The organism is Staphylococcus sp. HMSC077D08, from assembly GCF_001837945.1.
Classification (GTDB): Bacteria; Bacillota; Bacilli; order Staphylococcales; family Staphylococcaceae; genus Staphylococcus; species Staphylococcus epidermidis.
This window is the reverse complement of record NZ_KV834757.1, coordinates 1-24,404: the sequence shown is the minus strand read 5'-3', so window position 1 is coordinate 24,404 and position 24,404 is coordinate 1. Positions and strand designations below refer to the sequence as shown.

Annotated in this window: 26 protein-coding genes; 11 read left to right on the top strand and 15 right to left on the bottom strand. The window is 31.0% G+C overall.

All coding sequences use genetic code 11. The features are described from left to right. Positions 1-202: 202 nt before the first annotated feature. The 3 genes from HMPREF2663_RS03285 to HMPREF2663_RS03275 all read right to left on the bottom strand — a co-directional run bounded on the left by HMPREF2663_RS03285 (position 203) and on the right by HMPREF2663_RS03275 (position 2,424). Entirely contained in the window at positions 203-1,387 is a 1,185-nt protein-coding gene (locus HMPREF2663_RS03285) for an acetyl-CoA C-acetyltransferase (protein ID WP_070845772.1), read from the bottom strand. A 15-nt stretch (positions 1,388-1,402) separates the two neighbouring features. Next, on the bottom strand, positions 1,403-1,615 hold the full coding sequence (locus HMPREF2663_RS03280) for a hypothetical protein (protein ID WP_002447670.1): 213 nt from the start codon (positions 1,613-1,615) through the stop codon (positions 1,403-1,405). A 608-nt stretch (positions 1,616-2,223) separates the two neighbouring features. Further along, positions 2,224-2,424, bottom strand: coding sequence for a sterile alpha motif-like domain-containing protein (locus HMPREF2663_RS03275; protein WP_001831332.1), 201 nt, complete (start codon positions 2,422-2,424; stop codon positions 2,224-2,226). Positions 2,425-2,709: 285 nt separating this feature from the next. On the opposite strand from HMPREF2663_RS03275, the gene HMPREF2663_RS03270 reads away from it, so the two are divergent. The 6 genes from HMPREF2663_RS03270 (at position 2,710) to HMPREF2663_RS03245 (ending at position 6,475) form a co-directional block, all read left to right on the top strand. Continuing rightward, complete coding sequence (locus HMPREF2663_RS03270) at positions 2,710-2,913, top strand: helix-turn-helix transcriptional regulator (RefSeq protein ID WP_001831346.1); 204 nt, start codon at positions 2,710-2,712, stop codon at positions 2,911-2,913. Beyond that, complete coding sequence (locus tag HMPREF2663_RS03265; protein WP_002491718.1) at positions 2,910-3,644, top strand: DUF3169 family protein; 735 nt, start codon at positions 2,910-2,912, stop codon at positions 3,642-3,644. Before HMPREF2663_RS03270 ends, HMPREF2663_RS03265 begins: the two co-directional genes overlap by 4 nt. 27 nt (positions 3,645-3,671) lie before the next feature. Beyond that, on the top strand, positions 3,672-4,514 hold the full coding sequence (locus HMPREF2663_RS03260; protein WP_002458623.1) for an ABC transporter ATP-binding protein: 843 nt from the start codon (positions 3,672-3,674) through the stop codon (positions 4,512-4,514). Further along, positions 4,514-5,152 (top strand): ABC-2 transporter permease, encoded by a 639-nt coding sequence (locus HMPREF2663_RS03255; protein ID WP_002447666.1) that lies wholly within the window; start codon positions 4,514-4,516, stop codon positions 5,150-5,152. Before HMPREF2663_RS03260 ends, HMPREF2663_RS03255 begins: the two co-directional genes overlap by 1 nt. 149 nt (positions 5,153-5,301) lie before the next feature. Continuing rightward, positions 5,302-5,532, top strand: a complete 231-nt coding sequence (locus tag HMPREF2663_RS03250; protein WP_070845771.1) for an epilancin biosynthesis-related protein ElxI1 — start codon at positions 5,302-5,304, stop codon at positions 5,530-5,532. A gap of 478 nt (positions 5,533-6,010) precedes the next feature. Further along, positions 6,011-6,475 carry a bacillithiol transferase BstA gene (locus HMPREF2663_RS03245; protein WP_001831338.1) on the top strand — a complete coding sequence of 155 codons (465 nt, stop codon included), beginning with the start codon at positions 6,011-6,013 and terminating at the stop codon, positions 6,473-6,475. 121 nt (positions 6,476-6,596) lie between these two features. Here the strand turns inward: HMPREF2663_RS03245 and HMPREF2663_RS03240 are convergent, their stop codons facing one another. Beyond that, complete coding sequence (locus tag HMPREF2663_RS03240) at positions 6,597-7,145, bottom strand: GNAT family N-acetyltransferase (RefSeq protein WP_002458624.1); 549 nt, start codon at positions 7,143-7,145, stop codon at positions 6,597-6,599. 1,327 nt (positions 7,146-8,472) lie between these two features. On the opposite strand from HMPREF2663_RS03240, the gene HMPREF2663_RS03235 reads away from it, so the two are divergent. Next, positions 8,473-9,837: an MFS transporter gene (locus tag HMPREF2663_RS03235; protein ID WP_049383323.1), complete on the top strand. Its 1,365-nt coding sequence runs from the start codon at positions 8,473-8,475 to the stop codon at positions 9,835-9,837. Between the two features lie 62 nt (positions 9,838-9,899). Here HMPREF2663_RS03235 and lepB read toward each other — a convergent pair whose 3' ends face one another. The 3 genes from lepB to HMPREF2663_RS03220 all read right to left on the bottom strand — a co-directional run bounded on the left by lepB (position 9,900) and on the right by HMPREF2663_RS03220 (position 11,584). Further along, entirely contained in the window at positions 9,900-10,478 is a 579-nt protein-coding gene (gene lepB, locus HMPREF2663_RS03230) for a signal peptidase I (RefSeq protein WP_002447662.1), read from the bottom strand. A gap of 65 nt (positions 10,479-10,543) precedes the next feature. Next, entirely contained in the window at positions 10,544-11,188 is a 645-nt protein-coding gene (locus HMPREF2663_RS03225) for a hypothetical protein (protein WP_046044521.1), read from the bottom strand. 15 nt (positions 11,189-11,203) lie between these two features. Next, positions 11,204-11,584, bottom strand: coding sequence for an LptM family lipoprotein (locus tag HMPREF2663_RS03220; protein ID WP_002474869.1), 381 nt, complete (start codon positions 11,582-11,584; stop codon positions 11,204-11,206). Between the two features lie 293 nt (positions 11,585-11,877). Here HMPREF2663_RS03220 and HMPREF2663_RS03215 point away from each other — a divergent pair, with 293 nt between their 5' ends. Genes HMPREF2663_RS03215 through HMPREF2663_RS03205 form a run of 3 tightly spaced genes read left to right on the top strand, consistent with a single transcriptional unit; the run spans position 11,878 to position 14,742 of the window. After that, positions 11,878-12,636: an ABC transporter ATP-binding protein gene (locus tag HMPREF2663_RS03215; RefSeq protein ID WP_002458531.1), complete on the top strand. Its 759-nt coding sequence runs from the start codon at positions 11,878-11,880 to the stop codon at positions 12,634-12,636. Continuing rightward, positions 12,626-14,506, top strand: a complete 1,881-nt coding sequence (locus HMPREF2663_RS03210) for an ABC transporter permease (RefSeq protein ID WP_002499498.1) — start codon at positions 12,626-12,628, stop codon at positions 14,504-14,506. The genes HMPREF2663_RS03215 and HMPREF2663_RS03210 overlap by 11 nt, the downstream gene beginning before the upstream one ends. Before the next feature lie 44 nt (positions 14,507-14,550). After that, positions 14,551-14,742, top strand: a complete 192-nt coding sequence (locus HMPREF2663_RS03205; protein ID WP_001831751.1) for a VraH family peptide resistance protein — start codon at positions 14,551-14,553, stop codon at positions 14,740-14,742. Between the two features lie 79 nt (positions 14,743-14,821). Here the strand turns inward: HMPREF2663_RS03205 and lip are convergent, their stop codons facing one another. The 4 genes from lip to HMPREF2663_RS03185 form a co-directional block, all read right to left on the bottom strand. Continuing rightward, the gene (gene lip, locus HMPREF2663_RS03200) at positions 14,822-16,867 is read right to left on the bottom strand and encodes a YSIRK-targeted triacylglycerol lipase (protein ID WP_070845769.1); all 2,046 of its coding nucleotides are present in this window, start codon (positions 16,865-16,867) and stop codon (positions 14,822-14,824) included. Positions 16,868-17,865: 998 nt separating this feature from the next. Continuing rightward, positions 17,866-19,062, bottom strand: coding sequence for an ABC transporter permease (locus tag HMPREF2663_RS03195; RefSeq protein ID WP_002487246.1), 1,197 nt, complete (start codon positions 19,060-19,062; stop codon positions 17,866-17,868). After that, complete coding sequence (locus HMPREF2663_RS03190; protein WP_070845767.1) at positions 19,055-19,741, bottom strand: ABC transporter ATP-binding protein; 687 nt, start codon at positions 19,739-19,741, stop codon at positions 19,055-19,057. Before HMPREF2663_RS03190 ends, HMPREF2663_RS03195 begins: the two co-directional genes overlap by 8 nt. After that, entirely contained in the window at positions 19,738-20,856 is a 1,119-nt protein-coding gene (locus HMPREF2663_RS03185; protein ID WP_002501618.1) for an efflux RND transporter periplasmic adaptor subunit, read from the bottom strand. The genes HMPREF2663_RS03190 and HMPREF2663_RS03185 overlap by 4 nt, the downstream gene beginning before the upstream one ends. A 237-nt stretch (positions 20,857-21,093) precedes the next feature. On the opposite strand from HMPREF2663_RS03185, the gene HMPREF2663_RS03180 reads away from it, so the two are divergent. Beyond that, positions 21,094-21,723 (top strand): YIP1 family protein, encoded by a 630-nt coding sequence (locus HMPREF2663_RS03180; RefSeq protein WP_002447653.1) that lies wholly within the window; start codon positions 21,094-21,096, stop codon positions 21,721-21,723. Positions 21,724-21,913: 190 nt separating this feature from the next. Here the strand turns inward: HMPREF2663_RS03180 and HMPREF2663_RS03175 are convergent, their stop codons facing one another. The 4 genes from HMPREF2663_RS03175 to HMPREF2663_RS03160 all read right to left on the bottom strand — a co-directional run bounded on the left by HMPREF2663_RS03175 (position 21,914) and on the right by HMPREF2663_RS03160 (position 23,978). Next, complete coding sequence (locus HMPREF2663_RS03175; protein WP_002447652.1) at positions 21,914-22,483, bottom strand: helix-turn-helix transcriptional regulator; 570 nt, start codon at positions 22,481-22,483, stop codon at positions 21,914-21,916. A gap of 219 nt (positions 22,484-22,702) precedes the next feature. Next, positions 22,703-23,242: a TetR/AcrR family transcriptional regulator gene (locus HMPREF2663_RS03170; protein ID WP_002447651.1), complete on the bottom strand. Its 540-nt coding sequence runs from the start codon at positions 23,240-23,242 to the stop codon at positions 22,703-22,705. Further along, entirely contained in the window at positions 23,208-23,603 is a 396-nt protein-coding gene (locus tag HMPREF2663_RS03165; RefSeq protein ID WP_001831775.1) for a DUF3147 family protein, read from the bottom strand. Before HMPREF2663_RS03165 ends, HMPREF2663_RS03170 begins: the two co-directional genes overlap by 35 nt. A gap of 15 nt (positions 23,604-23,618) precedes the next feature. Continuing rightward, complete coding sequence (locus tag HMPREF2663_RS03160) at positions 23,619-23,978, bottom strand: DUF3147 family protein (protein WP_001831810.1); 360 nt, start codon at positions 23,976-23,978, stop codon at positions 23,619-23,621. Between the last annotated feature and the right edge of the window lie 426 nt (positions 23,979-24,404).

The window sequence follows — 24,404 nt, the reverse complement described above, 5'->3', positions numbered from 1 at the left end:
CTAGCGTTCTCAACCACGTGGTGTTCAAGTTGTGCACAAACGCTATGATATGATTCCATTAATGTTCATCATCATAAGATTTTAATAGCAATGAAATCTTTCTAACTAAGTAAAAAGCTATAAACGAAGTTTTTAAAACGACTTCGTTTATAGCTTTTTTAATACACATTTTTATTATATAAAAACCGTGCTCCACTAAATATTAAACGCCATATTTAGATACAAGCGTAGCGATACCTTGACCGCCTCCGATACATAAAGATGCCACACCTGTTGGCTTAGCATCACTTAATTGATGTAATAATGAAACTAAAGTGCGTGCACCCGAAGCCCCTATTGGATGTCCTAGTGCAATCGCACCACCATTAACATTGACTTTATCTTGCGGTAATTGCAACTCACGATTTACAGCAATTGATTGTGCTGCAAAAGCTTCGTTTAATTCAAAAATATCAACATCATCTATCACTTTATTAGAACGTTTTAAAGCTTTACGTATCGCTTCAACTGGACCAATGCCCATAATTGAAGGCGCCACACCACTCGCACCAAAACTATCTAATACAGCTATAGGTTGTATTCCCAAAGCTTTCGCTTTGTCCTCCGTCATAACGAGCATAACAGCAGCACCGTCATTGATACCAGATGCATTACCAGCAGTTACTGATCCATCTTTTTTAAATGCTGGGCGGAGTTGTGCTAACTTATCAATTGTCGTTTGAGGTCTAATGCCTTCATCTTGAGAAATCATTAGGGGATCACCTTTACGTTGTGGTACCTCTACAGGTACAATTTCAGCATCAAACACACCTGCTTGTTGTGCACGTGATGCTTTTTGTTGGGAATCGAATGCAAATTGATCTTGTTCTTTACGACTAATCTGATACTGTTCAACTAGATTTTCGGCTGTGATGCCCATATGGTAGTCATTAAACTTATCAGTTAAACCATCAGCTATCATACTATCTTCTAAAGTTTGATTTCCCATTTTAAAACCGAAACGACTATTTTTAAGCAGCATTGGAGATTGAGACATACTTTCCATGCCTCCAGCGATAACAATCTCATTATCTCCCGCTACAATAGATTGATAGGCAAGTTGAATCGCTTTTAATCCAGAACCGCAAACTTTATTTACAGTAAAAGAAGGTACCGCTTCTGGCACACCACCATGAATCGCAGCAATACGAGCAGGATTTTGTCCTTGACCTGCCTGTAACACGTTCCCTAGAATAACTTCATTGATTTCATTAGGATCTATTTGACTATGTTCTAAAATTTGACGAATAACTGTTGCACCTAGTTCATAGGCAGGTATATCCTTAAATGCACCACCAAACACGCCTATAGGTGTTCGATATGCTTCAGCTAATACTATGCGTGACATGTCATATTCATCTCCTTAATATAACTTATACTTTTCTAAAAATGAGGGAAGAAGCAAACCTTCTTTTCTTATTGTCATTATATTTGGATATTCAAATCTATTATTTAAGAGTTTATCTCTTACCTTCATTGTATTTAAATGAGTATTACATACTTTAATTGTAGTAAACACATTCCACATTATATTACCAAATTTACATAGAAAAATTCCATTATGATCTATCGTCATCAAATGCATCACTTTCTTTCTAAGCAATGATCAATTTTAATTTCAGAATCACTTTCATTTCACTAAATATAGTTAATTCATTGCTGTAAAAAAGAGGAAACCATAAAAGAAATACTCATGTCTATACAAACGGGGTAGTCTAACCGTCCCACTTAACACAAGGCATCTTTATAAGATTTCCTCAACATCTACTATTATATCTACGATGATTTAACATTTCTAAGTTTTATTATGCAATCAATACTTACTTTCCTTTATATTTGTCACCCATGCTTCATAATAGAAACAACATATTCTACACTTATCTTTCCTATCAATTCACTGGTAAAGTGTTTTTAGAATCACCAACATCTTTGATAATAGATTAAGAAGCCGTATTTAAGCGTCTTGATGTCCCATAGACTTTTATGAATAAGTATAAAACGATCGCCATTGTTAAAAAACAGTTGAGACATATCATCTATTATTTATTCAAAACACGAAATCATTGATTTATCTGCACTATTTTTCCGAAAATGAATCCTATCAACGTATATGTATAAAAATTACATTAAAAGATTTTGACTAAAACCCTGATTTATTCAACAACCTTTTAATATAGATGAAAATTATTTATTTTGATACTGCTTAATCGCATCTTGTATCGTATCGTGTAAACTAGGTTCTTGTAACCAATGTTGGAACTTTTCCATAATTTCCCTTGGGGTCGTAATGTTTTCAGGAAAATTAATATCTTTCATACCTTCAAACAAATCTCCAAAATGACTTTTCTCACCTTCAAAATTCTTCATAAAACGATAAAAGCTCAATACCTAAACCTCCTATATTTTGCAACAATAGGCATATATTACCAAAATGAAGGCATTTACAAAATACATTTGTTTAAATTTAAGTAAAAAATTAATAGTTGAGGTCTTATTTATATGTTAAAAGTATTTCTTTTTTAAAAACTAATAAATTTTATTAAAACTTGTGGTACTAAAAATCAATTTTATACAACCCCTAAAGAGTATAATATATATGTCATTTTGACTAATATACTTGTCATAATGACAAATATATTATATAGTTTATATGTAAGGAAGTGATACAATTTGCGCAATAGACTTAAAGAATTACGAGCCCGTGATGGATATAATCAAACAGAGCTTGCTAAAAAAGCTGGAATATCACGACAAACGGTGTCTTTAATAGAACGCAACGATTTTACACCATCTATATTAACCGCAATAAAAATTGCAAGAATTTTTGGTGAACCTGTTGAAGATATCTTTATTATGGAGGAGGAAGACTTTTGAAAATAAAAAGATATGCACTTCTATGTTTATTAGGAGGATTAGTTGGAGGCATCATCGGATACATCATCGGAGCTATTAACTGGGAGAAGTTATTTAATTATGCACAATTCGCTAACTTTAAAGTTGTGCTTTATACAACCATCGTAGCATCATTAATAAATGTTATACTCACTGTGTATTTATTTATAGTCCAAAATGCGTCACTTCACTATAAAGCTAAAATTGACGCAAATATTTCAGATGATTTGGCAGATACATATGAAAATAAATCATACACCAAATCATTGAAAGTAAGATTTATTTACACAATGCAATTAATTGTCGCTTTTATTGCAATTTTAATACCCGTCATAGGAAATGCATCTGACAATCACATTGCTCTAATAATGATTCCTTTCATTATTACAATCATTTCATCCATAATGATTGGGATATTTTATAGAAAATTTGATGCTCGATACCCTAAATTAGGAGAGAAACATTACACTGAAAAAGCATTTAATATTATGGACGAAGGAGAGCGATACATCACACTCGTTTCCTTGTATAAAGTGCACCAGCAAAATATTGTATTACTTTTTATAGGAATTATGATGTTGGGGATATTCTCAATAACTACAGGCATGAATCAATCACTAGGCATGATTTTGTTCATCATTTTATTTATCTATAATTCATTGGGATATTTACTGAAAGTCAGTAATTTTTATAAATCAGAACAGAAATCCTAAAACTAATTTAAAGAAAAGGAGTAAATTATGGAAAACTTATTAGAAGTTCAGCAACTCAATAAATCATATAAGAATTCAGAATTTCAGCTTACTGACATCACATTCTCTGTTAAACCTGGCGAGGTAGTGGGTTTAATTGGAAAAAATGGTTCAGGTAAGTCTACCCTCATTAATACACTTGTAGGAAATAGACATAAAGATAATGGTTCACTGAAATTCTTCGATAAAGAGGTGACAGAGAACGACTTCAAATATAAAGAACATTTAGGCGTAGTTTTTGATGATTTACGTGTTCCAGATAAATTAACTCTACAATCTATCAATAAAGTTTTTACTGAAATATATGATGCTTGGAACAGTGATACATTCTTTTCTTTAACCAAAGCATTTGAACTACCAACAAATAATCAAATTAAGACATTCTCAAGAGGAATGCGTATGAAAGCAGCTTTAACAATTGCTTTAAGCCATGATGCTAAATTATTAATCTTAGATGAAGCTACAGCAGGTATGGACGTATCAGGACGTGAACATGTGTTAGAAATTCTAGAGGATTATTTAGGAGACGATCGTGCCATATTAATTTCATCACATATTTCTGAAGATATTGAACAGCTAGCTACTCAGCTCGTTTTTATGCGTGATGGTCGAATTATTTTAAAAGAAAGTAAAGAAGTTTTATTGAGCCAATACGGTATCATCGATCAACCAGTTGAGCATTTCAATATTTCAAATGAGTATCTAATCGCAACGCGCAGACGTAATGATCGACAAATCAGTTTAGTGAATAACTATCAAAAAGTACCTGATGCACAACCACTAAAGACAATCGATGATGCAACTAAAATTATTATGCGAGGTGAAGTATAATGAAAGGTCTTACTCTTAGTATATTTTATACAGCTAAAAAATCATTTTTCATCTACTTAGTAGTCGGAATTATTGCTGCAGTCGTTTTCTCATTTTTAAATCCAACGATGAACAGCTTTCTTGCTATCATTTTTTTAATATCTCCTATTACGGATAACTTCAAACGTGAAAAGGACTCAAGATGGATGAATTACATATCCACACTTCCTGTTAGAAGAGCTGATTATGTTAAAAGTTATTATACTATTTTTCTCTTGTGTGCATTAGTTGGGATACTTGCAGGTGTACCTAGTGTCGGTCTAATCACACAAAGTTTAAGTATGGTATTCATTTCACTATGTGTTGCCATTGGTGGCGCAGGGACTTTCTCCATTATGTTTCCTCTAACATTCAAATTCGGTTCTGAAAATTCAAATGTCATTGTGATGACTACAACATTTGCTGTCATTATTATCTATTTCTTATTCTATATCGCATCAATGATATTGAGTAATCAAACAGGAAGCGGCTCTATGATTACAATGCTGAGCAACACACAAAGCTATGTTGTATATTCCATTTATGGAATACTTGGATTGATTTCAATGATTATCTCTTATATTTTATCGATTAAAATTTTTAACAAACAAGAACTATAATATTTAATCTCCCTAAATTTTCGGTAATTGAAAATTCAGGGGGTTATTTATATCATTTAAGTTTTTAATAATTTATTTGCATTTAAAGATAATTATTTATTAATATATTTATAAATAGTTAATTAAAAATGGGATAAAGGAGTACTTTAATGACAATATTAACTAAAGTTTTAGATACTTTAACAGGCATATGTGTTGCTTTATTGTTTACCAAGTATTTTGTAAATTATGCAAATGATATGTTTGACTGGCACTTAAGATGGTATTTCCTAGAAAATGTACCTCACTTAGCGCTCATTTTGTTTATTCTAGTATTTATCTTTGCTGTTCCTTCTGAAATGATTAAAGATAAAAATAAGAAAAAGCATAATGATTCATAATCAATAAGTATATGACCATCATATTTTAAGTGTCACTGGCTCAATAGAACCCAACTTATCGGATTAGATGATAAATAAATGTATCTCGTAGGAGCTTAAAAAGAAAGAGGCACGCTTTTCCTATACTAATCTCGAACTACTTTATACACATTCGTTATTTACTCTAAATCATTGCTCTTTATTTCGGTCAAAAAGGGCCTACTGCATTCGAACTAAATTTCGAGTTATTAGTTGAATTATCAATCCTTTCGTATATCAATGTCTCCAATCAACTCTAGATTCATCTTACTTCTCAGTTTTTACAGCTAATACACTGATATGTTTATATATATGTATTAAAGGAACAGATTAAAAAAGAGAAGATCCATATACATTAAATTTTAACTAAAACTTGTGATAACTTTTATCTTTAATGCATATGCTACCTTTTTAATGGGTATTTTTAGTAATACCATCGATATATAAAAGGAGTAATATGATGAGTAATATCACAGTTTATAATGTCATTGAATTGGGCGTAAACAATCTTTTAGCCGATTATGACAATTGGAATGTTGAAGAAGTATTAGATAAAGAAACTCAACATTTCCCAAACACTTTACATTGGCAATATGGTCATGTATTAACAATCTTTGAACAAGCATTATCATTAGGCAATCAACATGTCGTAGATGTTGAAAAATATAATAAATTGTTTGGATATGGTTCAAATCCTAGAGACTGGAAAGGACAAGATGTACCTGCTATCAACGAAATCAAACAACACATTCAAACATTACCAGAACGTGCTAAAAAATTAACACACGAGCAGTTAGCTCAGAAATTAGACCAACCTATCGCAGGTTGTAACACACTTGATGAATTATTAATGTTAAATGCTATCCATGTGCCTTTACACACTGGTAAAATTGAAGAAATGACACGTGTACTTCGTGAAAAATAAGCATAATATATTTAAGCGTCTGGATTATCATCTCTAGACGCTTTTAAAGTTGTTAGAGGATTATCAAATTTTATTTGAATGCTTTCGCTAAAACAAAGATAAACATATCTTTCGAGGAGTTTTATCTAGTATACGTACATTCTTCTCTCAACAAGCTAAAAACATAACTATCTGAGAATTCTCCTTGTAAACGTTCATTACTTCTCAATATACCTTCTTGTGTAAACCCCAGTCTTATAGGTATAGCTCGACTTTTCTTATTTTTGGTAGACATTCGTATTTCAATACGATTAATATCATATTCTTCATATACATAACGAATTAAAGCTTTAGTACATTTAGTCATAATACCTTTCTTTTGAAAGTCTTCAGCTAAATAATAACCAATTGAAGTTGTTTTATTAACTAAATCTAAGTAATGCAATCCTATGACTCCAATCAATTCTTTATTACTCCATATTCCACAATGAAATCCATTACCATCGATAAATTGTTGCAACGCCGAATGGATAAAGTGTTTACTATCTTCAACCTTCTTCGTATGTTCAACAAAAGGTAGAAATTCAGCTAGATAGTCACGATTGCTATCTACTAATTTAAATAACTGTTCTGCTTCTCGTTCTTCTAATATTTTTAATTTAATATTTTTATTTATTTGATAACTAAACATACAAAACCACCCCTTTTTTAGAATTTTCTGTTATTTTAGTATACACGAATATAGGATTATGTCATAAAACTTGATTACTAGAATTCGATATTCTCTAAGTCATAAGTGTGTATGTAGTTCTCTTGTTTCTATTGTCTTATACCTACAACCAATATTAGAGTGAAAAAGCTTAACTTAAGATAGATAATCATCAACAACACAAACGTTAAAAACACAGAGAAAACTTTTTTAAAATATACTTCTCAATATTGATTAGTAAAATCCAAAAATTGTATTTATTTTTATAGATGTCTTAGAAACTTTACATTTTCTATAGAATTTTCGTTGATAAGAGAGTTAAAACAAGGTTTTTACAAACAACTTGAAAAATAAATTGAACCACCACAGATTTAAATTAATCTTTATCAAACTTCGATACAGTCTTAACTATAAATTTTTAATATTTACCAAATGTATTCATAAATAAAGCTTAAATTATAGGATTGTTTGGAAATATGTATCATGGAAAAGACTATTACCTGTAAGTGCTAGAAACCTCAAAATAGTGATAGTCAATTTTATACAAAAACTTGAAAAATCTATCTAATTTTTCAAACCCAAAGACAAAGCGATTGGGCTAGATGATTTTTCTTTCAGAACTTTCCTGTAGAAAATCTTTACGTTAAGAAATTTTTGAAATTATCTAATACGTTTAAAATGATATCTAGTCAATCTCAATGAAGAAGATACTAAGAAATTTGAGGAATTCGAGTGATAAAATTTGTTTCAATTGCGAGGATATTCTATATATTTATTCATTTTAAAAATGAACCTTTCTCAAAAACCAAATGCTTTCTAAACTATTGCAAAAATCGAATTGCTTTTCATTTATTAAATAATACAACAAATTTATATTTAATCAAAAGACTTTTCTAATTAGATTATTTGAACTTATTAAAAAATATACAACCTTTAACAATACGCATACACAGAAAATATCTTTATTTATTAATAAATTTCTAAAAAATTAAATCTTTTACTTTCGTAATAAATTAAACGTAATTTATCATACAATTTATCCCTCCAACATTTAAAAGTGTTGATAGCAAATAAACAGCTATGATTGTCACACAATTCTGTAAATTATACACATACGATCAAGCTATTGTGGATAATTTCACCCTTACTTAAACATTGCTATAACAACTTTTTTATTTTTCACCTTTCTAGTTATCCACAAATCACTTCTCATCTTTAAAAACATTAATAATTTTTTAATCTTAATTTTATATTGAATTAACGACCTTGGATTACGATTGAAAAGAAGATGAAAATAAGGGATGAAAATATGAATTTCGTTAAATCAAAAACTGACTTATTTAGACTCATAGACGATGAAGCTCAAACATCGACATCTAAGGTGGTTTTATTCTTAATATTAGGAACTATATTTTTAGATGCATATGATATTACTATTTTAGGTACAATGACTGATCAACTCACTCAACAGTTTCATTTATCACCAGCAACGCTATCTATAGTAATGACCTCTTTACCTATTGGTGCATTATTTGGTGCATTACTTGGTGGTACATTAGCATATCAGTTTGGACGCAAGCGCATTTTATCAATTGCCTTACTAACACTCACTGTAACGTCTCTTGGTGCAGCATTCGCACCAAATGTAATTATTCTAATAATATGTCGTTGTGTAATGGGGTTTGCTATTGGAATGGATAGTCCAGTTGCTTTCACTTTTATTGCGGAAATAAGTAATTTAAAGCATAAAGGAAGAAATGTTAATTATTGGCAAGTCGTTTGGTATGTTGCAATAGTTACTTCTGCTTTAGTGGTCATTGCGTTCTTTATGCTAGGGGCTGGTGCACATTTGTGGAGATATGCAGTTGGATTTGGTGCATTTATTGCTTTTGTCTTATACATCTTGCGAATTAAATATTTACACGAAAGTCCGACATGGGTGATTAATCATTATTCTTTAGAAAAAGCAACTGAATTTGTAAGAAAATATTATCATAAAGACATCCACCTAGAGGGAACGCTTGACGATGATTTAAGTTCTGATGTGACTTCGCCTCAAAATTCTTGGACAGACTTATTTAAACCGAGATATATAAAAAGAATTATCCTGGCAACCGCAATTTCAACGTTACAAGGTATGCAGTACTATGGTGTTGGTTTATACATACCTATTATTGCAACCTATCTTATTAGTAAAGAAAAAATAGGTGTATTATTAGGCACTGCCATAGTCAATATAGCAGGTATTCTAGGCGCATATTTAGGTGCTCAATTGACTTATAAATTAGGTACACGGAAGCTTACAATGATAGGCTTCACACTTGTTTTAATTTCAATGGTATGTGTAGGACTCTTTTATCATCATCTACCAATGCTTCTTAACACTTTCCTTATTGGATTATTTCTATTTGGCCATTCAGGAGGTCCTGGTACTCAAGGGAAAACAATTGGCGCCTTATCATTCCCCACTCATTTACGTTCACAAGCTACTGGCTTTGTAGAATCTGTAAGTCGTACTGGTAGTATCATAGGCACTTTTGTCTTTCCAATCATACTTGCTGCGGTAGGTCTAACGAATACTATGTTAATCTTGTCCATTGTCCCTTTACTCGGAATTATCATAACAGTATCTATAAAATGGGAAGCTGTCGGTAAACATATTGAAGTAGAGTAAATATTAAAAAACCCCTTAGTACGCATGTCATTGAAAATATGCACTAAGAGGTTTTTATTTAATTAGTTAGGAAATGTTCCAGGATTAAAACTACCACCCCACCGATTAAATGGCCAGTATCTCAAAACTACTTTTCCAACAACTTGATTTTTATCTAAAAGACCTACTTCATCCATACGACTGTCAATACTGTTTTGACGATTATCACCTAAAACCAAGTATTTACCGTTAGGAATTTTCATATTGCCATTCGTACCCTTAAGATCTTTAGAATTAAAGTTTTCCGTTAGATATTCTCCAACTTTATGTTTTTTATTTTCACTTAAATAAGGCTCATCTACTTTTTTACCGTTTAAATATAGTTGATCTTTTTTATATTCTACTGAATCACCTGGTTTACCAATAAGTCGCTTAATATAATCCTGCTTCGCGTTAGCATGAAAAATCACTACATCTCCTGTATCAATATGATCAAGCGTTTTTGCTATACGACTTACTATCACTTTTTCTCGATTTTCAAATGTTGGATGCATAGACGCTCCTTTGACTGTATAAGAAGCAAATAAAAACTTTTGCACAAGTGTGACGATTACAATTGCAACGATTATGGCTACAATCCATTCTATTATTTCTTTCTTCATTATTATAGCTCCCTTGATATGTTTTTATGTCATTTATCACTGAGCTTACATGGGCTCATAAAAGATTACTGAACAACACCATTTTTAACTTTAATGTGTTTTCCTTTTTCAATTTTGTCATATTGTTTTTTAGGTACAACAACGACACGCTTTCCTTGTTTGGTCTTTACAGTAACAGTATAAAGTTTCTCATGAGGCTTCATTTGTTGTTTCAACATATTAAATTGAGCATCTACACTGTTTTTCTTTTCATGTTGATTTAAAAACGAATATGCAAAGATATAATAGAATAACCAATTATTATAATAAGTTGTAGCTATATATTGAGACGAATACGGTGCACTTGAATCATATGGCCTTTGAGATGGCATTAAAGAACGAGATTGTGCTTTTTGGCTTGATACACTCTGTTGTCCTTTATTTTTGGTTGCTGTCACACGACTTGATTTTGTCGCTTGTTGGGCAGCACGCTGACTAGATTGTTGTGCATTACGAGACGCATTTACTGCACTAGAACGACTCATACTTGTACTTGAAGAAGTTGAACCTCTAGATGCAGAAGCTGCACTGCTACTTGAACTAGAACTTGCCGAACTGGAACTACTCGTTCCGCCCGATGTTGTTGCATGAGAATATGTACTGACAATACTTAAAGAAGACGTGAGAAATACCATCATTACGCAACTTGTTTTGTATAATAGCTGTTTCATTTTGTCACCTTTCTTTTACTTCGTAACTTCATCTTTCGAAATGGCTTTGCCTTCAACATCATCATCACCATAAATCATATATGGTGGTCGGTATACATGAATTTTCTTCCCATCTTTTACAATATATGGTTTTTTATTACCATCATCTAGTATATGTTCATACACGTGATCTAAATCAGCTTTTTCTATATGTGATTTACCTTTTTTATCTTTATATTTAATCTCAACATTTGGCGTTTCAGAATCTCCATCATTTAATATTTCATAATAAACATAATCATATTTATCAGATTTTTGACTTTCCTTAGATGGCTCTTTTTGTTTTCCAGAACCTCCACATGCACTTAAAGTAACAGTTATGGTAAGTATACTTATGATCATAAATACTTTTTTCATATTAATACTCCTTTTCTCCATTTATAAATTCATAATAAATTATAACAAACAATTTTTAAATTATTATTAATGATTAACTAAAACCTTATTTTTAAAAATTCAGTTTAAATTAAGCGTCATGGATAATCCGGCAAATTAAACCAAAAGCATACACTTATATGTATTTTGATAAATTATAAAACAAGTATCTTTCAAACATGTAAGTTTCATGTCTATAAATGTAAGTTTAGATAAAGGCAAGGAGGTCACAACCATCCTACAATTTAAATATAGATAACTAAAGGAGTGAGAGGATGGCTATTTTAACAGCAAATCAATTATCAAAAGTATATGGTCACAAACAAAAATATCGAGCTTTAAATAATATAAGTTTTTCAGTTGAAAAAGGGGAATTCGTAGCTGTCATGGGTCCATCTGGATCAGGTAAAACGACTTTACTCAATGTGTTAAGTTCAATAGATACTATTTCAGGTGGAACTGTGGAAGTTGAAGGCAAAGAAATTAATAAACTGAGCCACAAAGAAGTGGCAAATTTTCGAAAACAACATCTCGGTTTTATTTTTCAAGATTATAGCGTTTTACCCACATTAACAGTAAAAGAAAATATTATGCTACCACTCTCAGTACAAAAATTCCATAAATATGAAATGGAACAAAATTATAAAGAAGTGGCTGAGGCATTAGGTATTTATAACCTGGGAAATAAATATCCAAGTGAAATTTCTGGCGGTCAGCAACAACGTACGGCGGCTGCCCGAGCATTCGTCCATAAACCAACGATCATTTTCGCAGATGAACCTACTGGCGCCTTAGATTCTAAAAGTGCCCAAGATTTGTTACACCGTCTAGAAGATATGAATAAACAATTTAATTCAACCATTATGATGGTGACACATGATCCTTCAGCCGCTAGTTACGCTGAGAGAGTCATTATGTTGAAAGACGGTGATATACACTCAGAAATCTACCAGGGTAACGATTCAAAACAAACATTTTACCAAGAAATTATGAAACTTCAAACCGCACTAGGTGGTGTCACTCATGACATTTAACCAACTTATCCTTAAAAATTTAAGAAAAAATATTAAGCATTATGGAATGTTTCTATTTTCATTATTGATTAGCATTATACTTTATTTTAGTTTCTCAACTTTAAAATATTCACATAGTATTAATAACTCAGATTCTTCAACTATTATTAAAAATGGTGCCACAATTGGTGCTACAATTCTTTTTATCATTATTGTTGTTTTCTTAATGTATGCAAATCATTTATTTATTAAAAGGCGTACAAAAGAGTTTGCCTTATACCAACTGATAGGTTTAACACGTAGAAATATTCTAAGAATGCTCAATATAGAACAACTAGTATTTTTTATTGTAACAGGAATTTTAGGCACTTTAATTGGTATTTTTGGTTCAAAACTTTTACTTGTTATCGCTTCTAAATTAATGAAGTTAAACACACATATCTCTATTGGCTTTGAACCCCAAGCTATACTTATTACTATCGTAATGTTAGCTGTCGCTTTTTTATTGATAATGATACAAAATTACATTTTCTTAAAAAAACACAGCATTTTAGCTTTGATGAAAGACAATTATACCCCGGAAGCTACCCAAAAACGAATAACTACGTTTGAAGCAATCAGCGGTGTTTTAGGAATTATAATGATAGTATTTGGATATTATATGTCTACTGAAATGTTTGGTGTTTTTAAAGCCTTAACAACTGCTTTGATTACACCTTTTAGCATACTTTTCTTAACTATTATAGGTGCTTTCTTATTCTTTAGAAGTTCTGTATCACTTATTTTTAAAACGCTAAAACATATTAAACATGGTCGTGTAAATATCACAGACGTTGTCTTTACATCATCTATCATGCACAGAATGAAGAAAAATGCGATGTCTCTTACAGTTATTGCTATCATTTCAGCTTTCACTGTTAGTATTCTTTGCTTCGCGGCAATTACACAATCTAATACTAATACAACTTTAGAAATGACTTCTCCAGATGATTTTAATATAAGCCAGAATAAAATAGCTACGCAATTTAAACATAAACTAGATCAAGGAAATTTAAAATATCATCAACGGACTTATGAAGTAATCAATCCAAAAACATTAAGCGACCACGTCATGAAGAGTAAGAATGGTTCTGATATGTCTACTAATACAACATCACTAATGATGAACTCACATCTCAAGGGTCATGAAGCTAAAATAACGAATATACAATCATCAACGGGATTAATAGATATTCATTTAAATCATAAGATAACAGTTAAAGGAAAATCTAAACAATCTATTATCGTTAAAGACAAAGATGACTCTAAAATATATCCATCACAATTATCATTTGGAGCTCCTATAGTTGAGGTGAGCCCGGAGGTCTATAACACATTAAAAACTGACAATATTGTTAATAAGATGTACGGTTTTAATTTCAATACTCACAAAGATGTGAAAAAAGCAGAAAAAATTGCCTCAAAAGTTAATCGTAATATTGTGTCGCACGATGAATATAAGAAATTTATAAACCAAAGCAATGGCATACTTATCTTTGTAACATCATTCTTAGGAATAGCGTTTTTAATGGCTGCTGGTTGTATTATTTACATTAAACAAATGGATGAAACTGAGGATGAACTTGATAACTTTAAGATATTACGTCGTATAGGATTTACCTACACTGATATGTCTAAAGGTTTACTATTAAAAATTGCATTTAATTTTGGATTACCGCTTCTCATTGCTTTATTACATGCATTATTTGCAGCACTTGCATTTATGAAACTTCTAGGAAATGTCTCAATGTCACCTATATTTATAGTAATGATTATATATACAGTTGTTTATTTCATTTTTGCTATGATTTCATTTATACACTCGAGTCGTATGATTAAGCATTCTATTTAGTAACTCAATTCACAAAATTATTTTAATAAAGGACGGTTTTTACTATGAAATTCAAAGAATTAATCAAACAATCATATGAGGATTTAAAAAATTTAACAATCAATTGGTTTAACGTACTTAGTTTAACTGTAATCATATTTATTTTAAGTAACATTGTCACACCGCTTATTGGTATACCTGTGGGTTTACTCGGTGGTGCATATATCCTAAAGAGACGTGAAGAGAAAAATAAATAACCATAATACAAAAGCCCTCAATAGAGAGGTCAGTGTGACCTCTCTATATTATGAGGGTTTTCTTATACTATAAATAAAATTATTTATTTGTAATACCGTCAGCTTCTTCGATTCTCATGATATTATCCATAATACCTAGATAGAATTGACCTAATTCTCTACCTGTATGTGTTAAATCAAATGCATCCATACCTACTAAATCTAAATGGTCCCAATCATGTTGAACAGGTCTCACTTGCCAAACTCCTTTATCAGTAGCTGGTGTATGATCATCAACTTTTTTAAAGGCTTGATTAGAAGGATGTTGTGATGATATAACTGGAACTACACCATCATTCGGTCTAATTTCTTTGTTTGCATCCTTACCAATAATACGACTGGTTAAGTTCAACAAAAGAATTTCACTAGAATTAGGTAATTCATTACCAAGAGGTCCTGTGTGCGTCGCAGACCCCGTATAAGTAGTGTAGACAATATTAGGATTTAGACTTGTTTGTTGATTAATTTTTTCAGCACCTTGCGTTGTCAGATCATTAACAGCTTGATCTTCAGTATTCCAAATCTTACTTTTGGATACACGTTCCGCATAATCAATGTAGCTTTCATTTGGTTGTTGTTTTAATCCCCATTGAGAAAAACCTAAATCTATATCTACATCTTTACCACCACTTAATCTACCAATACGATTAATCGTTTCTTTTACAAGTTTACGTGTGCCAATTTTATCTGCCGCCGGTGTACCATTATGTGGTGTGCCAAGTGTAGTAATTGAAGCAACCATATTATCTTTACCACCTGTAAATAAATCGGATATAGTACCTCCATGTTGACGTTGATATTCTATTTCTTCTTGGTTACCATTTCTTAAGAACTCTTCCATTTGACGAATGGTTTGACCACCCATACTATGTCCTATAAAATGAATTTTTTTGCCAGGTTCCCAATCACGCATGATACCCTTGTATGTTCGACCATAGCGATGATGACCATATTTAGCTGCATGCGCTGCGCCGTAATCAACACGTCCTCCTTTGACATAGTAATATAATTCTACTGCGCGATCATAGTTACTACTAAAAGCACCGATATTTGCTTCATGTACATTGTAACCCTCATTAGTTAAATTTCTGTCAATATTGTATTTTGTACCACCCCAATATTTTGGAGCTAAACTAAATTGATTATCACCTGCAAAGCCTAGGAAACCATGGACAAATACGACTGGATATTGGTTTTTGAACTGTGCTTGATGTGTAGACTGATGATTTTGATTAGAATTTGCTGATTGCTTTTGTGTCTCCCTTGTTGTACTTCTATTAGATTGTTCTTTTGTAGCTACTTGATGATGATTTTTTTGTGATGTTGATGTATCATTTTTAGGCTCTTGAGTATGTTGTCTAGCATCTTGAGTGTCATTAGTTTTTTTAGAATCAACGTTATTTGTCTGTTCATTTTCAGTTGTTTGAATTTGATGTTTTGTTGTTTTTTCTTGAGGGAGCTGTTTAGAACTATCTTGTTTAGCTTTTGATTGTGTTTGATATGTAGAATCATTAGACGGCTTTTGTAATTTCACTAATGGCTGATCGATTTCTTCTGAGTCGCTATCTTTTGTTCCTATTGATTGATTATGACTGTTAGAACTCTGAGTATGTTGATTGCTCGCCTTTGAAGTTTGGTCTTCACCTTTTATGTCATTATTTTCTCTCTCATTTGATTGAGTAGCTACGTCTTGTTGATTTACATTTTTAGACGGTTGGACGTCTTGTTTTACTGAGCTTTCTTCTTCTACTTTTGGCTGATTTGCTGTCTCATCACTTTTCAGTTGTGCACTTTCAGCTACAGAATGTTGGTTGTTTTGATTTGTTTTAGATTGATCAATTGTTTGTACTTTTTGACTATCAGCAGTACCTTGTTTTGAAGCTTTTAGCGTTTCTTCTACCTTATCATTTTTTAATTGTTGTGTTGTTTGCGAGTCTTCTGGGTGTGCATCCGCATGTTGCACTGAAATTTCAGCTGCTTGAGCTTGTTGCCCTCCGATGAAAATTGTTACACCTGTAATAATTGATACTACTCCCACTGCGTACTTTCTAATGCTAAATCTTTTTATTCTATTATTATTTTTCAAAGAAATCACCTCTATAAGATTTTTCCCTTATAAAGAATGAAAAAATAACTGCTAAATTCAAAATAACATATAAGTCATTAATTTTTTTAACTAATTTAGTTAAATTTTTGTTAACTTTTTAGTTTTTAAAACATTTTATTGATTCTATTACAGCATTTAAACTAATTCAATACATTATTTTTAATTATATTTATCTATTTTATCGCATTAATCACAATTAAAATTGATAAAACGATATTATTAATAACAATTCAGGTATCATTAAATGAAAAAAGTAGCATGAGAAACATTTTAAATAACTAATCTTAGTTTTTGAGGTGAGTCTTCACAATGTTTAAAGTTATATATATCATCTCAAATTTTCAAATGACCTTTCTATATTTTGCTCGATAGACAATACTCTTGTATATCCTACAATAATGAGTTTTTACCTCACAAAATCAAAACCACCCGTACAAACGGATGGTTTACTTTTCATCTATAATTTTTTCTATTGATCAACCACTATTCGTGCGCTGATAGTAATCTAACTACATTAGCTTTTTTATTTTTCCTGAAAATAATTATAAATACCCTTCTATAGAAATTTAATCTATATCAATATTTTCTAATAATTAATTACGAATATAATATTTAATCACTTTATATTTCCATATCTATTTTTTAAATTCATATTACGAATTAATTAAAGCTTGTGCTAATTTTAGTTAATACATACACTACTTTTATCTTTTTATTCAATTCATGAAAATTAAATTTTTTGCATTCTTCAACTGACCGATAGATAGTCAAAAATAAGTATTCATGTATACATTAACCCCCTCTACTTGAAACAGTGAGGGGGTATAGGTGATAAAGGCTAATAACTACTATGCTCTCAAATTATCGTGTGTACTTAACCATTAAGTAATATAATGCAACAGTATAAACACTAATAGCTGTGTTAACAAGAATTTCGACCATATGGTACCTTACGATAAACCATTCTATGTTATAAATTATTTAATAATATCAATTAATTCTTTTTTAGAAGCTGAACGTGCGGGTATCCAACCGAAAATGATGCCTATCAATGTTGATACACCTACAGCTAGGATGACGGAACCTAGACTGACGGAACTCTTAACCATTTCAGGTGTCACGAGATCAATCAATGTAGCAATAATAATACCTAGAATTAATCCGATGATACCACCTATGAGACATAACACAACACTTTCTACTAAGAATTGTATTTCAATATCTCGACCTTTAGCGCCAAATGCACGACGAATTGCAATCTCTTCTGTTCGTTCAGTGACTGAAATATACATGACATTCATCACACCAATACCTGCAATAAAGAGTGATATTCCCGCAACAGCAGCGACAAAGTAAGTAATCGTGTCTAAGACTGAACCTATCGTTTTCATCACCGCTTCATTATCTTCATAACTATATTGACCTTCAGATACGCCAGTTCCTTTTTTATTCAACGCTTTTTCGACCTTTTTACCTACGTCTTTCTTATCTGAACCTTTTTCAACTGTAACTAATAATTGAGGCATACCTTGTGTCAAATTGCCCATATATTTATTAAATGTTTTTGTAGGTATTTGAATTAATGACTCAATAGGCATCCCACTTTCATCAACTTCTGAGCTATCAGAGACGCCTACGACTTTAAACCCTTCTCCATTTACATAGATAGATTGACCCATTGCATGATTATTAAATACTTTTTTAGCAATTTTTTTATCTATAACGGCTACTTTTTCTAGCACTTCATTATCATCATTCGTAAATCCTTTTCCTTCATCTACATCTGTCAGTTTATCAACCTTTTTTAAACTAGCATCACTACTGCCATGTGTATTCGTAATTTTGACTGAATATGTGCTATCTTTATCCTCTTTTACTTTAGCACTCTTAACACCATTAACCTGTTCAACAACACTCATATCCTCTTGCTTAAATGGATTGTTTTTAGGTGCATCCATATTTTCTGTCATGTAGGAAATTGAAGCTTGATTTTTACCAGCTCCAGCATTATTGAATTGCTCAGTCGTTGACTTCTTAAAACCATTTCCCAACGACATGATAGTAATTACTGATGCGATACCAATAATGATTCCAATCATCGTAAAGATATTACGTCGTTTGTTTTTTAAAATGGAACGAATAGCAACTGATATGACATTTGAAAAGTTACTCACGTGTCAACACCTCTTCCTCTTGCACACGTCCATCCAAAATATGGATAATACGATCAGCTTTTTCCGCCACTTCACGATCATGCGTTACCATAATAATAGTTGTATTCTGTTCTTTGTTCAGTTTTACGAAAAGATCCATAATATCTTGAGATGTCTTCGAATCAAGAGCGCCAGTAGGTTCATCGGCAATAATAAACTTAGGGTCATTAATAATTGCCCGGGCAATAGCTACACGTTGTTGTTGCCCTCCTGACAATTTATTTGGTAAGAGATGCTCTTTACCTTTGAGACCGACGTCATGAAGTCCGTCTAAAACTTTGCTTTTTCTCGCTTTATTACTCAAACCATTATAAATTAGCGGAATACTTACATTTTCTAAAATAGTGTTATTTTGAATCAATTTAAAATTCTGAAAGACGAAACCTACAGTATGATTTCGAATTTCTGCGAGCTTATTATCTGAGCTTTTTTGATAATTCTCATTGTTAAAAAAGTATTCTCCTTCATAACCACGATCAATAAATCCCAAGATATTAATTAACGTACTTTTACCTGAACCAGACGGACCCATGATAGCAATAAATTCACCTTCATCAATATGAATATCTATGTCTTTTAAAATATGATTTGATTCATTTCCATTTTTAAAGTGTCGATTGATTTTTCTCAATTCAATCATGATGACACCTCTACTTTTTCTCCATCATTTAAATTACCTTTTGGTTTTTTAATGACTTTATCGCCAGATTTCAATCCTTTTTTCACAATGATTTCACCATTATTACGTTCTATTTTAATTTCACGTTTGTGAACTTTATTATTCTTATCAACGACAAATACGTTATTATCTTTTGTTAACACGTTATTTGGTAACTTTTTAGTTTTAAGAGGGATTTTAGCATCCATAGAGAAGCCAGATCTCACGGGTATATCTAAATCACCAATAATAACTTTATATTTTGATGTTTCGCCACTTTTACCACCTGTTGGCTGATTAATTGTAGGATTAGATGCCGTCATTTCAGTTCCTTCTTCACTATCACCTTGTGCCCCTGATTGTGCCGATGATGCTGCACTATCGTCACTTGTATCATAGCTTGTAGGAAGTTCGTCTATTTTAAGGATTTTGCCTTTTCCTTTTTTACCTGTGCTATTTACAGTGACATCTACTTCATCGCCTTCTTTAATTTTATTAATATCAAACTCTGTGATTGTTGCGTTAATTTGAGGATTTGAAGAAATTAATTGCAAAATAGGTTGCCCTTCACCTACATCTGAATCATTTTTAATATTGATTTTACCATCGAATGATGCATTCATGCTGTCATTGAGTTGTCTGTCATATTGTGACAATGACTGCTGAGCTTCATTTAAAGCACTTTGATCTTGAGTCAATTTAACTTGTAATTGATTATTGTTAGGACTTTGATTTACTTTTTGATAATCATCATTAACTTGAGATTGTGCTTGATTTACTTTGTTCACTAGTTGTTGGCGTTTATTCCCATTTGTATCATAATTGATGATACGTTCACCCTGTTTAACTGTTTGACCATCTTGTACTGAAACACTTAAGAAATTACCCACAGATTGATTATTATTATAAGTTTTCACAGATTCTGGAGACGCTTTGCCTTCTAAACTAATAGGTGTCTCTTTTCTTACTGTATATGTATCGTAAGCCTTACTATCTTTACTACCTGAACCATTAACTTGTTTTAATATAAAAGCAGCAATGATTAATACGACAATAATTACAATACCAATGATGCTCCACAATAGTTTTTTATTCATATATATTCTCCTTGTGTAATAGATTCACAAGAAAATGATAACACACTTGTAAAATTATTAATCTTTTATATGTAGAAAAATCACTAAATCTTATAATTTTTAATATAGTAGCAATCATTTTGTCTTTAAATTAGTATTAGTAATTATATTTAATTAAATTTAAGGATTTTACATTTTATATTATGTAATAAAATGTTACCATCAAACTAACCTAAATAAGTAAAGGAGATATATTACATGAGTACACAGGAATTAAAAGAAAATGATATTCAGAACTCAAGTATTCCATTTGTTAATCATTTTAACAAACTAAGACATCAGCCAAAATGGATACTTAAATCAATCATAATGATAGTATTAGCTATTATTAGCGCTTTCATCACATATAATACTAGCAATGATCTATTAGATAACCAATCGATAGCTAATAGCCAAATGGATGAAAATATGTTTCGTATGACTACAACTATAGGTGCTTTCATAGGAACAATCTTTAGTGTTGTTGTAGTATTTTTAATCTTTTTAGTTATTTCTAAAATATTTAAATCAGATGCCAAAGCGAGCAGTTTATTCTCAGCTGCACTCTCTTATTCAATCATTATTTTAGGATTTACAACTATTATTTCTTTAATTCAAATAGTTTTTGGACTAAAGATAACAGATTATAAGCTTGATAGCTTAAACATTTTTTCAAAGGATAATAAAACACTCATGGCTTTCAGTTTAACTAATCTTTTAAAAGCCTTTTTAACAGGTGTTGTCTATTACTCAACAAGTCGATTATCTAAAAAAACATCTATGATATTAGGAATCGTTGCACTCATCATATTAATAGGATCAGGTATGATAGGTGGAATGAATAGCTAAACGCTGCTATTAAGTGCAATAAAAACTATGTAAGGAAATATTTATGAAAACAATAATCATAATGATTTGTATTATGTGTTGTTTCATATTTCCCATTATTATTATGAGTGGACAAAGCAATAAATAATCATTCTTAGAGTAGGCTGGGTGTCAAATTCAATAGACATCCAGTCTATTCTCTTTTTGATTTTTATAAAAAATAATCAGTTAAAATGATACTTAAGTAACTTATACCGATGATCACACCAACAAAGAAAATAAAAGAAATTAAAGATGTCCATATATATCTAAACTTACTTTTCTGCACCTCTTTAGGATCTTTACCATTAATAAACGCTAATATCCTGTCGTATGTTTCAATATCATTTTTTATTTTAATTTTTTCTAATTTTGTAGAAGCAATGATACCTATTAAAAATACTAAATATGTTATTCCTATTCCTAACCAATGAAAGTAATGAATCATAGGACCTATGAGAACACTCCCCAATACCATTGGAATTATCATCATCCATGTCCAAAAGTCTAATTCTTTTTTAATGTTTTTGATTTGCACGTTTTTCAAATCATCCTCCACCAGTTCGTCTAGAGATACCTTGAAGAGTTGACACATAATAAGTAAATTATGAATATCCGGATAACTTTTATCATTTTCCCAATTTGAAATGGTTTGTCTTGAAACAAACATTTTCTCAGCCAAAAATTCTTGTGAATACCCATCTCTTTCTCTAAATTTTTTGATTTGATTGCTAACATTCATTACGTTAAACTCCTTAATTATGATTTGAAATCATTTAATATTATTATTAAATCAAATCAAGTTTTCTCTACAAAAGCTATCAAATAGTTTTTACGATGTCACTCTTATCATTGTCAAAATGCTTTGACATATTATGGTTAAGGGTTTTAATAGACTGACCTTAGGCTAACCTGTTACATGAAATACAAAAAACGCTCCTCGAAAGAAGCGTTTTTCATATCAATGATATATACGTAGAACTTGATTCAACATCTTTTTAATGTAATTTTCATCGAGAGTTTCAGGTTTAATTAATATATTAAAATAGATGGGTGAGAAGATTAAATCGATAAACAAATCTTGTTCTTCCTCTTTTATATGCTTACGAACAATCTCTTTTAAAACTTTGCGATTATGATTAAAGTAATTAGTCATAAAAGTTTCTCTAGCTTCCATTTGTTGATGACTAATTAATATTTCAATCACAGCACTACCTAGTTTTGTTTTATAGATATCTTTTATTTTTACTAAAAACTGGAATAAATCATCATATAAATTATCTTGATTATGAATCACAATATATTGAGATTGTTCAATAAACGCAGACATGATAATTGAAGATTTATCCTTCCAACGTCTATAAATAGTTGCTTTAGAAATACCAGTATTCTCAGAAATTTGATCTATAGTAATATCTCTAAAATGAGTCGTTTCCAATAAACGTTGAATCTCAGTATAAATTTTTTTATTGATTGTTGGATCTTTTGGTCTTCCAGCCATGTTTATCCCTTCTTTTATGTGCGATGAATTCCACAATTTCAAAAATAATCAATGCACTTACAAACCAAGCTACAAAACCACCAATAATGCTCAATAGCCACATATGTGTAGCTTGTAGTAATCCCCAGGTTGCTAGTATACTACATAAAACTCCTATCATGCCAAAGACTGCACCTCTGCTCACATGCATAGCTACTTCATTGCCAAATTGCATCCCAGTAATACACATTGAAACTAAAAACACTGCAGGAAAGGTTGCAAATATACCTCCAAATTCCTTCCATGGAAGCACGACAGAAACAATATAACTAATTAAAACAGCTAAACCACCAACTGAAAATTTAATAATTGCTAACTTCATTTTTAATCCTCCAATTTAAATATGTCTGACTAAGAAAATCGCAACAGAAATCACAAACCAGCAAAGAATTGCAAATACTGTTCCACTCCTATAATTTTTCTTACCAATAAAAATTGAAGTAAAGAACACTGTTACAATACATGAGACAATCCCAACAATCGCTCCTGTACTTAAATGAATTGACATTTGAATAAGTTGCTGTCCTTTATGGTCTATAGCTAACGCTATAATAGCTGCAAGGTAGACTGCCGGCATAGTGGCAATAATACCACCTAATTTCCCTCCTACTTTATCAGCCATAATTGATGCAAGTGCAACAGCAAATCCTCCGATAACGAAATGTAGTATAGCACTAGAAATTGATATACCAAACACAATAACCCTTCTCATCCATATTTATTAAACGAAACGTATCGTTTACTTTTAGTTTATAGCGTAAATCAATTGTTGTAAATATATTGTTTAAATCACCTAATTTTCTAAATAATGACAATTTTTGTTTCACGTAAAACATTTTAAAATCACTTTTTATCAATTAAAATATTATAAGTTTATCTACTATAATCACGCTTTCATTGAGTGACATAATACAAGTTATCTTTGCTATGGTTAAGATGTTATTAGGTACATTTAATATGATTATTAATGTTGATATTTGCTATTTGGATATTTTATTGCAGAGAATTTTTTACCGTTATAATATCAAAGATAATGCACTGTAATACGATAAAAAAGAGCCTGATACATCATCACAATATGTACCAGACTCTTCCTACGATTAGTCAAGTACTTATAATTAAA

Coding starts and splice junctions, on each gene's coding strand:
- HMPREF2663_RS03285 (WP_070845772.1), bottom strand. CDS start 1,387: ATGTCACGCATAGTATTAGCTGAAGCATATCGAACACCTATAGGCGTG.
- HMPREF2663_RS03280 (WP_002447670.1), bottom strand. CDS start 1,615: ATGACGATAGATCATAATGGAATTTTTCTATGTAAATTTGGTAATATA.
- HMPREF2663_RS03260 (WP_002458623.1), top strand. CDS start 3,672: ATGGAAAACTTATTAGAAGTTCAGCAACTCAATAAATCATATAAGAAT.
- HMPREF2663_RS03255 (WP_002447666.1), top strand. CDS start 4,514: ATGAAAGGTCTTACTCTTAGTATATTTTATACAGCTAAAAAATCATTT.
- HMPREF2663_RS03250 (WP_070845771.1), top strand. CDS start 5,302: ATGACAATATTAACTAAAGTTTTAGATACTTTAACAGGCATATGTGTT.
- HMPREF2663_RS03245 (WP_001831338.1), top strand. CDS start 6,011: ATGAGTAATATCACAGTTTATAATGTCATTGAATTGGGCGTAAACAAT.
- HMPREF2663_RS03240 (WP_002458624.1), bottom strand. CDS start 7,145: ATGTTTAGTTATCAAATAAATAAAAATATTAAATTAAAAATATTAGAA.
- HMPREF2663_RS03235 (WP_049383323.1), top strand. CDS start 8,473: ATGAATTTCGTTAAATCAAAAACTGACTTATTTAGACTCATAGACGAT.
- lepB (WP_002447662.1), bottom strand. CDS start 10,478: ATGAAGAAAGAAATAATAGAATGGATTGTAGCCATAATCGTTGCAATT.
- HMPREF2663_RS03225 (WP_046044521.1), bottom strand. CDS start 11,188: ATGAAACAGCTATTATACAAAACAAGTTGCGTAATGATGGTATTTCTC.
- HMPREF2663_RS03220 (WP_002474869.1), bottom strand. CDS start 11,584: ATGAAAAAAGTATTTATGATCATAAGTATACTTACCATAACTGTTACT.
- HMPREF2663_RS03215 (WP_002458531.1), top strand. CDS start 11,878: ATGGCTATTTTAACAGCAAATCAATTATCAAAAGTATATGGTCACAAA.
- HMPREF2663_RS03210 (WP_002499498.1), top strand. CDS start 12,626: ATGACATTTAACCAACTTATCCTTAAAAATTTAAGAAAAAATATTAAG.
- HMPREF2663_RS03205 (WP_001831751.1), top strand. CDS start 14,551: ATGAAATTCAAAGAATTAATCAAACAATCATATGAGGATTTAAAAAAT.
- HMPREF2663_RS03190 (WP_070845767.1), bottom strand. CDS start 19,741: ATGATTGAATTGAGAAAAATCAATCGACACTTTAAAAATGGAAATGAA.
- HMPREF2663_RS03185 (WP_002501618.1), bottom strand. CDS start 20,856: ATGAATAAAAAACTATTGTGGAGCATCATTGGTATTGTAATTATTGTC.
- HMPREF2663_RS03180 (WP_002447653.1), top strand. CDS start 21,094: ATGAGTACACAGGAATTAAAAGAAAATGATATTCAGAACTCAAGTATT.
- HMPREF2663_RS03175 (WP_002447652.1), bottom strand. CDS start 22,483: ATGAATGTTAGCAATCAAATCAAAAAATTTAGAGAAAGAGATGGGTAT.
- HMPREF2663_RS03170 (WP_002447651.1), bottom strand. CDS start 23,242: ATGGCTGGAAGACCAAAAGATCCAACAATCAATAAAAAAATTTATACT.
- HMPREF2663_RS03165 (WP_001831775.1), bottom strand. CDS start 23,603: ATGAAGTTAGCAATTATTAAATTTTCAGTTGGTGGTTTAGCTGTTTTA.